At 68.8% G+C, this 10,981-nt stretch carries 12 protein-coding genes; 6 read left to right on the top strand and 6 right to left on the bottom strand.

What is annotated here, in order from left to right; genetic code table 11:
• A partial coding sequence (locus tag I59_RS00490) for an ABC transporter ATP-binding protein (protein ID WP_022902194.1) occupies positions 1 to 1,885 on the bottom strand: 1,885 nt, incomplete at its 3' end.
• Between the two features lie 136 nt (positions 1,886 to 2,021).
• Here I59_RS00490 and I59_RS00485 point away from each other — a divergent pair.
• Positions 2,022 to 2,684, top strand: a complete 663-nt coding sequence (locus tag I59_RS00485) for a DUF664 domain-containing protein (RefSeq protein WP_022902193.1) — start codon at positions 2,022 to 2,024, stop codon at positions 2,682 to 2,684.
• On the opposite strand, the gene I59_RS00480 is transcribed toward I59_RS00485, so the two are convergent.
• The gene (locus I59_RS00480; protein WP_022902192.1) at positions 2,660 to 3,601 is read right to left on the bottom strand and encodes a LysR family transcriptional regulator; all 942 of its coding nucleotides are present in this window, start codon (positions 3,599 to 3,601) and stop codon (positions 2,660 to 2,662) included. The two genes, I59_RS00485 and I59_RS00480, sit on opposite strands and share 25 nt — an antisense overlap.
• 120 nt (positions 3,602 to 3,721) lie before the next feature.
• On the opposite strand from I59_RS00480, the gene I59_RS00475 reads away from it, so the two are divergent.
• Both I59_RS00475 and I59_RS00470 read left to right on the top strand, forming a co-directional pair.
• Positions 3,722 to 4,681, top strand: a complete 960-nt coding sequence (locus tag I59_RS00475; protein WP_022902191.1) for a putative oxygenase MesX — start codon at positions 3,722 to 3,724, stop codon at positions 4,679 to 4,681.
• A 20-nt stretch (positions 4,682 to 4,701) separates the two neighbouring features.
• Positions 4,702 to 5,754 (top strand): methionine synthase, encoded by a 1,053-nt coding sequence (locus tag I59_RS00470; RefSeq protein WP_022902190.1) that lies wholly within the window; start codon positions 4,702 to 4,704, stop codon positions 5,752 to 5,754.
• 189 nt (positions 5,755 to 5,943) lie between these two features.
• Here the strand turns inward: I59_RS00470 and I59_RS23250 are convergent, their stop codons facing one another.
• Positions 5,944 to 6,147, bottom strand: coding sequence for a hypothetical protein (locus I59_RS23250; RefSeq protein ID WP_049976492.1), 204 nt, complete (start codon positions 6,145 to 6,147; stop codon positions 5,944 to 5,946).
• Between the two features lie 81 nt (positions 6,148 to 6,228).
• Between I59_RS23250 and I59_RS23245 the strand changes: the two genes are divergently transcribed.
• The 3 genes from I59_RS23245 to I59_RS00450 all read left to right on the top strand — a co-directional run bounded on the left by I59_RS23245 (position 6,229) and on the right by I59_RS00450 (position 7,858).
• Positions 6,229 to 6,498, top strand: a complete 270-nt coding sequence (locus I59_RS23245; protein WP_229728153.1) for a response regulator transcription factor — start codon at positions 6,229 to 6,231, stop codon at positions 6,496 to 6,498.
• A gap of 20 nt (positions 6,499 to 6,518) precedes the next feature.
• Complete coding sequence (locus I59_RS00455) at positions 6,519 to 7,148, top strand: DUF1345 domain-containing protein (RefSeq protein ID WP_031272286.1); 630 nt, start codon at positions 6,519 to 6,521, stop codon at positions 7,146 to 7,148.
• A gap of 284 nt (positions 7,149 to 7,432) precedes the next feature.
• Entirely contained in the window at positions 7,433 to 7,858 is a 426-nt protein-coding gene (locus tag I59_RS00450; RefSeq protein WP_022902186.1) for a PRC-barrel domain-containing protein, read from the top strand.
• A gap of 106 nt (positions 7,859 to 7,964) precedes the next feature.
• Here the strand turns inward: I59_RS00450 and I59_RS00445 are convergent, their stop codons facing one another.
• The 3 genes from I59_RS00445 to I59_RS00435 form a co-directional block, all read right to left on the bottom strand.
• Complete coding sequence (locus I59_RS00445; protein WP_148286030.1) at positions 7,965 to 8,366, bottom strand: hypothetical protein; 402 nt, start codon at positions 8,364 to 8,366, stop codon at positions 7,965 to 7,967.
• A 928-nt stretch (positions 8,367 to 9,294) separates the two neighbouring features.
• Positions 9,295 to 10,236 carry an RHS repeat-associated core domain-containing protein gene (locus tag I59_RS00440; RefSeq protein WP_022902184.1) on the bottom strand — a complete coding sequence of 314 codons (942 nt, stop codon included), beginning with the start codon at positions 10,234 to 10,236 and terminating at the stop codon, positions 9,295 to 9,297.
• Positions 10,237 to 10,348: 112 nt separating this feature from the next.
• The coding region (locus I59_RS00435; RefSeq protein ID WP_022902183.1) for an IS3 family transposase at positions 10,349 to 10,981 on the bottom strand (633 nt) is incomplete at its 5' end.

Raw genomic sequence — 10,981 nt, 5'->3', positions numbered from 1 at the left:
CCGACGCCTCGTCCGGTGCGACCTCCTTCTGCACGGCGAACTGCGTCCGGTGCAGCTCCTCGTACCGCCCGCCGGCAGCGAGGAGTTCCTCGTGCGTGCCGCGCTCCACGACCGCGCCGTCCTCGATCACCAGGATCTGGTCCGCGCTCCGGATCGTGGACATCCGATGCGCGATGACCATCGCGGTCCGGCCCTCGAGCGCCTCGCTCAGCGCCGCCTGCACCGCGGCCTCCGAGGTCGAGTCGAGCGCCGCCGTGGCCTCGTCGAGGATGACCACCCGCGGTTGCGCGAGCAGGAGTCGCGCGATCGTCATCCGCTGCCGCTCGCCGCCCGACAGTCGGTAGCCGCGCTCCCCCACCATCGTGTCGAGCTGGTCCGGCAGCGACCGGATGAGCGGCTCGAGCCGGGCCCGCCGGACGGCGTCCCAGACCTCGTCGTCGGTGGCCTCGGGCCGTGCGAGCCGCAGGTTCGAGCGGATCGTCTCGTGGAAGAGGTGCCCGTCCTGGGTCACCATGCCCATGGTGTGCCGCAGTGAGTCGAAGGTGACGTCGCGGACGTCCTCCCCCGCGAGCCGCACCGCGCCGCTGTCGACGTCGTACAGGCGTGAGAGCAGCTGCGCGATCGTGGACTTGCCCGCGCCGGAGGTCCCGACGAGGGCCACGGTCTGCCCGGGCTCGATCCGGAACGAGATGCCGTGCAGTACCTCGTCCCCGCCGCGGGTGTCCAGCGTGGAGACCTCCTCCAGCGATGCGAGCGACACCCGGTCCGCCGACGGGTAGGCGAAGCGGACGTCGTCGAACTCGACCGCGACCGGACCGTCCGGCACCGTGACCGCGTCGGGCTTCTCCTGGATGAGCGGCTGCAGGTCGAGGATCTCGAAGACCCGCTCGAAGCTCACCACCGCGCTCATGATCTCCACCCGCGCGTTCGCGAGACTGGTCAGCGGCACGTACAGGCGGGTCAGGAGGAGCGCGAGCGTGACCACGTCACCGGTGTTCAGCTGGCCCCCGAGCGCCAGGACGCCGCCGAGGCCGTACACGAGCGCGAGGGCGAGCGCGGCGACGAGCGTCAGCGCCGTGACGAACACGAACTGCAGCATCGCCGTCCGCACCCCGATGTCGCGGACGCGGGCGGCCCGGACGCGGAACTCCTCGGACTCCTCGTCGGGCCGGCCGAACAGCTTCACGAGGGTCGCGCCCGGTGCCGAGAACCGCTCGGTCATCTGCGTGCTCATCGCCGAGTTGTGGTCCGCGGCCTCGCGGCGCAGCGCCGCCAGACGGCTGCCCATGCGGCGCGCGGGCACCAGGAAGAGCGGGAGCATGACCACGGCGATGACCGTCACGAGCCACGACGTGCTGAGCATCACCGCCAGCGTGAGGACGAGTGCGACCAGGTTCGTGACCACACCCGAGAGCGTGCCGCTGAACGCCTGCTGCGCCCCGATCACGTCGTTGTTGAGGCGGCTGACCAGGGCGCCCGTCCGGGTCCGGGTGAAGAACGCGATCGGCATCTTCTGCACGTGGTCGAACACCGCGGTCCGCAGGTCGAGGATCACGCCCTCGCCGATCCGCGCCGAGTACCACCGCGTCGCGAGCGACGAGCCGGCGTCGGCCACCGCCACCAGGGCGATGACGACCGCGAGCCAGACGATCGTGCCGACCGCACCCCTGGCCGCGATGACGTCGACGACTTGGCCCGCGAGCACCGGCGTCGCGACCGCGAGGAAGGCACCGACGACCGAGAGCGCGATGAAGATCACCAGCTGGGCGCGGTACGGGGTGGCGAACGTCAGGATCCGCCGGATCGACTCGTGGGAGAACCCGCCGCCGTCCTTGGCGGTCGAGATCTTGTACAGCGAGCTCCAGGCCGCGCCTTCCATGCTCATGGCTGTTCCCTCCGTGCCAGCGGGCTCGACGCGGGCCGAGCCAGGATACGGCGGGCCGGTGACGCTCGCCGCGTTCACGGGATCGGGCCGCGGCCGCGGCCGTGACGATCGCGGGCCCAGGATGGAGACTGGTCCCGTGACCATCGTGCGGGACGCCCTGCTGTCGGAGCTGCGTACACAGCGGCGTCGCGTGGTCGCAACGCTCGCCGGCCTCCCCGACGAGGCGCTGACCCGGTCCGTGCTCCCGTCGGCATGGTCGCCACTCGGGATGGTCCGGCACCTCACCCACGACGTCGAGCGGTTCTGGTTCCGCGGTGTCGTGGCAGGCGAACGGCTCGCCCTGCCGACGGACGACGAGGTGTGGCACCCCACGACCTGGCCGGAGGCGCGCGCCGTCGTCGAGGCGCACGAAGCGGCAGCCGCGCGGTCGGACGCCGTCATCGAGTCCACGCCGGTCGAGGCGCTCCCCTCCGCCGAGGCGATGGCGATGTACCCGTGGGCACCGGCCCGCAGCCTGCTCGAGACGGTGCTGCACGTCATCACCGAGACCGCCACGCACGCCGGTCACCTCGACATCGCCCGGGAGCTGTTGGACGGACACCAGCACCTCGTCCTCACCGATTTTTGCCGATCCCACGGCCGGGTCGGCCGGCGCCCCGGGGACGGGACCCACCTGACGGACGCGCGTCGCGCCTCCAGGCCGGTCCACGAGACGGTCTGGAGGCGCGGTGCCGGGCCGCACCGCGCCTCCCGTCCGTCACGTGGCCGGGTGGGTCACCCGAGCGGTTCGACGCCGTAGCCCACGACCACCGCGCGCAGCTCGTCCAGGTACGTCTGCGCCTGCACGGTGAGGGGGACGGACGCATGCGCGATCCAGCCGATCTCGATCCGCTCGTCGACGTCGAGCGGGATGGCGACGATCTCCGGGTCGAGGTCGTCGCTGATCAGGCCGGTCGAGATCGTGTACCCGCCGAGGCCGATCATGAGGTTGAAGATCGTCGCGCGGTCCGAGACCCGGATCTCCCGCTTGCTCGACATCGTCGACAGGATCTCCTCCGCCAGGTAGAAGGAGTTGTTCGCGCCCTGGTCGAACGTCAGGCGTGGGAGGTCGGCGAGGTCCTCGAGCGTCGCGCGCTCCCGTGACGCCAGCGGGTTGCGCCGGGCGACGAAGATGTGCGGCTGCGCGACGAACAGCGGGGTGAACACGACCCCGGCGTCCCGGAGCAGCTTCCCGAGGACCTGGCGGTTGAAGTCGTTGCGGTAGAGGATGCCGACCTCGCTCCGCAGGGTGCGGACGTCCTCGATGATGTCCCACGTCCGAGTCTCGCGCAGGGAGAACTCGTACTCGTCCGCGGCTGCTCCCTCGACCATCCGGACGAAGGCCTCGACCGCGAAGGAGTAGTGCTGCGCGGACACCCCGAGCAGCCGACGCGAGGGCTGCCCTCCCACGTAGCGCTGCTCGAGGAGGGACACCTGCTCGACGACCTGTCGGGCGTACCCGAGGAACTCGACACCGTCCACGGTGAGGACCACGCCGCGGGCCGACCGGGTGAAGAGCGGCCGACCGATCCGGGTCTCGAGGTCCTTCATGGCGGCGGACAGCGTCGGCTGGGAGACGTAGAGGAGGTCCGCGGCCGCACTGATCGAGCCCTCCGACGCCACCTCGATGAAGTAGCGGAGCTGCTGCAGCGTGATGTCGTTCGAGACACGGGCCATAGGCAGAGACTATACCGGCGCATAGCGTCTGCGTATTACCTGATGACCCCCGCTTCCCGTCATGATCGAGGGACCCTTTCCGAAGTGCCTCCGGGCCGCTCAGCGTACGGACTGCCCAGCATGGCGAACGACCTCACCTTCAGCATCACCAGGACCCGGTTCGACGAGGACTACTCCCCCTCGGACAGCTCCCGCCTGACGACCAACTTCGCCAACCTCGCCCGCGGCGAGCGCCGGCAGGAGAACCTCCGCGCTGCGCTGACGATGATCGACGAGCGGGCGAACGACCTGGCCGGGACACCCGACCGCTACCGCCTGCAGCTCGACATCGTCTCCGTCGCGGTGGCCTTCCCCGACGGTGGAGCGGACGCGGAGTTCCCGCTGCTCGAGATGCTCGACGTCACGATCGTCGACCAGCACACCGGCGAGCGCCACCACGGCATCCTCGGCAACAACTTCTCGTCCTACCTGCGGGACTACGACTTCTCGGTGCTGCTGCCGTCGTCAGAGGGCCTGCCGGCCGACTTCGGTGTGCTGCACGGCGCGCTCTTCCAGCAGTTCCTCGCGTCGTCGGCGTTCCACGACGGGTTCGGTGCCGAGCCCGTCGTCTGCATCAGCGTCTCCACGAGCCAGACCTACCGTCGGACCGGGTACGTCCACCCCGTCCTCGGCGCCGAGTACGAGCACGAACACTCCTCGCTCACCGACGACTACTTCGGTCGGATGGGCATGCAGGTCCGGTACTTCCAGCCCGCCGGAGCGTCGGCCCCGCTCGCGTTCTACTCGCGCGGCGACGTCACCGCGGACTACACGGACCTCCAGCTGATCGGCACCATCGCCACGATGGAGACGTTCCAGAAGATCTACCGCCCGGAGATCTACGCCGCGAACACCCCCGCCGGGGACACGTACCGCCCCACCCTCGACCACGCCGACTTCACGCCCACCCCGGTCACCTACGACCGCGAGGAGCGCAGCCGCCTCGGGATCACCCAGGGCCGGTGGACCGAGGAGCACCTCGTCGCACCGCACGGTGCGTTCCTGTCCCGTCTCGTCGCCGAACCCGTCCCCGCCCGCTGACCGTCTGGACCGCCACCCCCATGAGCTCTCCCCTCCCCACCTCCATCGTCGGCAGCCTCCCGAAGCCGTCCTGGCTCGCCGAACCCGAGCGCCTCTGGTCGCCCTGGCTGCTCGAGGGCGCGGCCCTGGCCAAGGGCAAGCAGGACGCGCTCCGCTCCGCCGTCCACGAGCAGGAACACCGCGGCATCGACATCGTCAGCGACGGCGAGCAGACCCGGCAGCACTTCGTCACGACGTTCATCGAGCACCTCGACGGGATCGACCAGGAGCGCAAGGAGACCGTGCGGATCCGCGACCGGTACGACGCCGCCGTGCCGACCGTCGTCGGTGCGGTCAGTCGCCCGGAGTCGGTCTTCGTCGAGGACGCGAAGTTCCTGCGCGCGCAGACCGACCGGCCCATCAAGTGGGCGCTCCCCGGTCCGATGACCATGATCGACACGCTCTCCGACCAGCACTACAAGAGCCGCGAGAAGCTGGCGTGGGAGTTCGCCACGATCCTCAACCAGGAAGCCCGGGAGCTGCAGGACGCCGGCGTCGACGTCATCCAGTTCGACGAGCCCGCCTTCACCGTCTTCCACGACGAGGTGCAGGACTGGGGTGTCGCGGCGCTCGAACGCGCTGCCGAGGGGCTGCACACCGCCGAGACCGCCGTGCACATCTGTTACGGGTACGGCATCGAGGCGAACAACCGGTGGAAGGAGACGCTCGGCGCCGAGTGGCGGCAGTACGAGCAGTCCTTCCCGCTCCTGCAGCAGTCGTCGATCGACATCGTCTCGCTCGAGTGCATCCACTCGCACGTGCCGCTCGACCTCGTGGAGCTCATCCGCGGGAAGAAGGTCATGCTCGGCGCGATCGACGTCGCAACCGAGACCGTGGAGACGCCCGACGAGGTCGCGGAGGTGCTGCGGCGGGCGCTCGAGTTCGTGGACGCGGACAAGCTCATCCCGAGCACGAACTGCGGCATGGCGCCGTTGGCCCGGGGTGCGGCGCTCGCGAAGCTCGGTGCGCTGTCCGCGGGTGCGGACATCGTGCGCGCGGAGCTGGTCGGAGCGGCGGTGCCGGCCGGACGCTGACCCGGCCAGGCGACGTCCGTCACCCGCCCCGGCGCGGCCTGTCCGCGACGGCCGTCAGCGAGCCCCGGCGCGCCGCAACGTCGCCGGCGCTGCACGACGGCGGACGGTAGGCGCGGTCCAGAGGAGACCGCGCCTCCCGTCCGGCACATCGCAGGTGTGGCACACCGCAGGAGCGGCACACGACGTGGGTCAGGGGCGGAAGACCGCCCGGACACACCCGTCGGTCTTCTCCTTGAACATCGCGTAGCCCGCCGGCCCCTCGTCGAGCGGCATGACGTGCGTCACGAGGTGCTCGGTGACGATCTCGTCCCGCGCCATCCGTTCGAGGAGCATCGGGATGTACCGGTGCCCGTGCTGCTGCGCGGAGCGGATGGTGAGGCCCTTGCGAACCACACTTCGTTCCTGTGGCCCCGGACGTCCCCCGCCGCGCCGGACGACTTCGTGCGCGCGACGGTGACGGCGTGCGAACGCGCCGTGGGCACCGTGGCCTGCGGTGTCGTCGTCCTCTCCCCCGCCTCCGGGCTGCGCGGCCTGACACCGCGCGAACTGGAGGTGCTCGGCCACCTCGTCGAGGGCTGCTCCAACCACGAGATCGCCCGTGCACTCGCGGTCACCCCCCGCACCGTGGCCGCCCACGTCGAGCACATCCTCGTCAAGCTGAACGCCACCTCCCGGACCCTCGCGGCCGTCCGTGCCGAACGGGCCGGGCTCTACATCCCCCTCATCGCCGCCGGCCTCGTCTGACGGCGCAGGAAGGAAGCGCGATGTCCCATCTCTCGATGCAAGCCGGTGTCGCCGGCATCGTCGGCCTCGTGGTGGCATTGGCAGCCGTGGTCCTCGGCGTGCCCGACCTGGCCCTGCTGCTGGGCTGGGTGGTCGCCGCCGCGGTCTTCCTGGCGTGGGCGTGGTCACGAGCCTGGCCCGCCGACCGCGACACCACCCGCTCACTCGCGCGGCACGAGGACCGGTCGCGGAAGCTCGTCGACTCCCTCATCATCATCGCCACCCTGCTCAGCGTGGTCCTCGTGGTCTTCGGGCTCGTCCGCAGCCAGCAGAAGGATCCCGTCGGTTCGGCCTCTGCGATCCTCGCGGTGGTCGGGGTCGTGGCCGCATGGGCGCTCATCAACACGGTCTTCGCCTTCAAGTACGCCCGCATGTACTACATCGACGACCGGCACCGGTTCGACTTCGACCAGGACGAAGACCCGGCGTACAGCGACTTCGCGTACACGGCCTTCTCGATCGGGATGTCGTACAGCGCGAGCAGCATCACGAAGTCGTCCACCCCGTCACGTCGGGTGGCGATGGGGCACGCGCTCCTGTCGTACTTCTTCGGGACCTTCGTGGTCGCGGTCGCCATCAACCTCATCACGAGTCTCACGCAGGGCGGGTGAACCGGAACGTCGCGGGTACGGCTACGGCTCCTGCCGCACCCTCGGACCGGCCTGGAGGCGCGGCTGCTGTCCGCCCCGTCCGTCGCGTTGGGAGCGCGCGCGTCTCCGGCTCGCGGCCGCTGACGGCGGTGCGTCCTCGGCGCTCGGCGGTCCGTGCTCAGCGGTCCGTGCTCAGCGGTCCGTGCTCAGCGGTCCGTGCTCAGCGGTCCGTGCTCGGCGGTCCGTGCTCGGCGGTCCGTGCTCGGCGCCTGCGAAGCGTCAGGCGGACGGCGTTGACTGCCTCCATGATCTCGAAGAGCGACATCCACCAGATCGAGAGCGCGACGGTCCGTGATCGCGAGGGCGCGACGGTCGGCAAGGTCACACAGGTGTTCCCCTCCGACGAGGACGGCAGCGCCGCCTACGTCAGCGTCGCGACCGGGTTGCTCGGGAGGCACCACGCGCTCGTCCCGGTCGAGGACGCCACCCTCGACGGCGGAGACCTGCACGTCGGGTACACGAAGGACGCGATCAAGGGTGCGCCCTCGATCGGACCCGGGAACACCCTGTCCCCTGCCGAGGCGAACGCTGTGCGCAAGCACTTCGGGCTGTCACCGGTCGGCAAGGCGACCGGTGACATGGGCGACCGGGACGAGAACCTCGACCAGGCCGGGACCGGTCTGCCGGGCACGGACGACACCGAGGGGGCGGGGACGACGCCGCCGGCGTGACCGGCGTCAGCACTTCCCTCTGCACCCCGGCGTGCCGGCCGCCGACCGGCCAGCGGCCTGTCCGATGCTGCTCGATGCACGCTTCCGGCACCCATGAGCGCACAACTCAGTCGGGCTGCGCGGCGAAGTGGACGACCGTTGCAGCGAGAGCGAACAGGGCGACGATGGTGAGGACCGCTGCCGCTCCGCACATCCATGCGCGACGACGGGCACGCCGGCGGCGTTCAGCAAGCGACGCCCAGAGCGCGATGCTGACGACGGCCGCGATCGGGAATCCGATCCAGGCGACCGATCCGGCGGTGTCGTTGCAACCCCCACCAGCACAGGCGTCGAAGGCCATCATCGAGAGCACGACGCCGAACCAGCCGACAGCGAGCATCGGCAGGGTCAGACCGAACAACGTCAGGGTGACTGCGAGATCCTTCCAACCTGCAGGAGTGTGGATCGAGAGCGTGTGGCGGTCAGGGCGCCCGAGCGGGAAGAGACCGTCTGCGTCGTCCTGCTTCATGGCGACAGTGTGCCGGACCTTGTCCGCCGACGCTCGCACCATCAACCCGTCTCAGTGGCGGATCGACTATCGAGATACTGCTCGCATCAGGACAAGCAATCTGGCAGTAAAGCCGGACATCGACCTCGTGGCAGGGGCCTCGCGGCGCCGGTTCAAGACGCATTGGGTGCCGGCCGACAGGAGCGGCGGCACTTCTCGAGAAGAAGTGCCGCCGCTCTGTCGACGCCGGGCTTTGCTACCGCGTTAAGACGGCACTCGCCTCTTGAACACGACCCGACCGACGGCGAATCCGACCGTACAGATTGCTCCCACAATGAGCAGCGGTAGCCCCCAAGGCGCTCCTGCCACGACGAGCAGGATCGGCGCGAGAATCAGGCCGCTCACCCAAACGCTCGCCCAGAATCTTTTAACCTGCTGGGGATAAGGGGTGCCGTCTGTCATAAGTTAGCAGTTCCCGTCTGACGAGAGGTAGTAGATCCCGAATGCAGTGGACGTCACCCCCGTGAGGAACGACCCTCACGCCAAGCACTCCAGCTGCGATCGGGATCGTCAGGCTACCGGTGAAGGTCGACAAGACGAGCGCAGCGCCGGCGAGTGCGAAGGATGCGATGCCGGTTGCCAATCCCGTCGACGACCCACATGCTCGTGGCACCGTCAGTGGCCTGCAAGTCCAACGGCTGCCCCCCGTCACCGGCTCGCTGATCACGGTCGAGTCGCCGTCCTGCCTACGCGTTCTCACCAGGGCGTCGCGAACGTAAGCGACGAGCATTGAGAGCTGCGAGCACGCCGACCACCGCAGCCAGCCCGGAAAGCACGCATCCGATGATTATTTGATTGTGAACAATAAGCACCACACCGACAATGACCATCAGCAAACAAAGCAAGGCGGTAATCACACTGTGGATTAGCAGTCTTTTCGTCATATTAATCACAAACATCCCACCGCGAGAACGCCACCAGTGATGGTGCTGATTGCTCCGACGGTGAAGCTAATCCCTTCTACTGCTGCCGCTGCGCCCGCAGCGGCGCTCACCCCTCCTGTCACTGGAGCCGCCGCGGCTCCAGCAACGATACTTGCTGCCACAACGCCCGTCCCGAGCGCAACGACGCCGGCGATGGCAAGCACCGCGCCAAAGGTGGACGCGCCTGACTTACAAGCCCTCCCAGTCGGGTCGGACCCGTTGATGGGGTCGCATCCAACGAACGCGTAGCGATTGGCATTGTTTGGGTCGAGGGGCGCATCAAGGGTGTCCCGCTCGATCCATGTGCCGGTCGTGGCGGACAACCACCGGTACCCGAACTTCGTGATACCACTGTCGCTGTTGCTGGAGCGGAGGCCGGTCTTGTACCCGTACGGGTTCTGCTGCCACTGCGCGCTGGTCCCACCCTTGGTGACGGTCTCGGAACCGTAGGGGTCGTAGGACACCTGGTAGGCGATCTTGCCCGTGTCGGCGATCGACGTGGTCGGGTTCCCGATGCCGTCGAGGACGTAGACGCTGGTGACGTTGTCGCTGGTGCGGAGGTCGAGTGGCTGCCCGGTGACCGGGTCGGTCAGCACTGATGCGGTGCCGGTGCCGATCTGCTCGCGGGTAGCGATCACGGGAACACCGTTGGAGTCGGTGGTGCCATACGTGTAACCGTATTCCGCTCCCCCGTCCGTGGACTGCCAGAGCAGCTTGTTCATGTCCGCGCCGGCGTACTCGTAGCTGGTCTTCACCCCGTCCTTCGTGGACGAGGTCAGCTGCTGCGCCCCGTTGTACGTGTACGTTTCCCCCGGCGCCTTGGTGAGGTTGCCGGTCCCGTCGTACGTGTACCCGTCCGTGGTGATCTGCGAGACGGCGTTGTAGGTCAGCTTCTGGTCACTGATCACGGCACTGGTGGTCGCGTTGGTGGCCTTGGCTTCGGTGCGGTTGCCAGCGTCGTCGTACGTGAACGCCCAGTTCGTCGGGTGGGACTGCTGCAGGTTCGGTTGACTCGTTGATTTAGGCCGCGAGTGCGACCTGTGGGTTGATGATTGCTTCGTACTCGATGGGCGTCAACTTCCCGAGCCCGCGTTGCCGACGTTTCCGGTGGTAGGTGCCCTCGATCCAGTGCACGATCGCGAGGCGCAGCTGCTCCCGCGACGCCCACCGGCGCCGGTTGAGGACGTTCTTCTGCAGGAGCGCGAAGAAGGACTCCATCGCCGCGTTGTCCGCGCACGCGCCGACCCTGCCCATCGACCCCAGGAGCCCGGCGTCAGAGAGCGCCCGAACGAACCGTTTGGAACGAAATCGACTGCCCCTGTCCGAGTGGACGACCGTGCCGGACGGGTTCCGGCGCGAGATCGCCATTTGCAGCGCCGCAACCGCGAGGGAGGACCGCATCCGGGCGTCGATCGAGTAGCCGACGATGCGGCGGGAGCAGGCGTCCTTGACGGCGCAGAGATATAGCTTGCCCTCGGCCGTGTTGTGCTCGGTGATGTCGGTCAACCACAGCCGGTCCAGGTCCGGGGCGGTGAATGCCCGCCGGACCCGGTCATCGTGCACCGGCGGGCCCGCTTTCCGAGTCAGTCCCCGTTTCTTGGCATGCAATGACCAGAGCCGCTGCTGCGAGCACAAACGCCACACGGGTCGCTC

Origin of the sequence: Curtobacterium sp. B8, from assembly GCF_000333315.1 — a bacterium.
Classification (GTDB): Bacteria; Actinomycetota; Actinomycetes; order Actinomycetales; family Microbacteriaceae; genus Curtobacterium; species Curtobacterium luteum.
This window is presented reverse-complemented; position numbering and strand designations above follow the sequence as displayed.

Coding starts and splice junctions, on each gene's coding strand:
- I59_RS00480 (WP_022902192.1), bottom strand. CDS start 3,601: ATGGCCCGTGTCTCGAACGACATCACGCTGCAGCAGCTCCGCTACTTC.
- I59_RS00450 (WP_022902186.1), top strand. CDS start 7,433: ATGATCTCGAAGAGCGACATCCACCAGATCGAGAGCGCGACGGTCCGT.
- I59_RS00445 (WP_148286030.1), bottom strand. CDS start 8,366: ATGAAGCAGGACGACGCAGACGGTCTCTTCCCGCTCGGGCGCCCTGAC.
- I59_RS00455 (WP_031272286.1), top strand. CDS start 6,519: ATGTCCCATCTCTCGATGCAAGCCGGTGTCGCCGGCATCGTCGGCCTC.
- I59_RS00470 (WP_022902190.1), top strand. CDS start 4,702: ATGAGCTCTCCCCTCCCCACCTCCATCGTCGGCAGCCTCCCGAAGCCG.
- I59_RS00475 (WP_022902191.1), top strand. CDS start 3,722: ATGGCGAACGACCTCACCTTCAGCATCACCAGGACCCGGTTCGACGAG.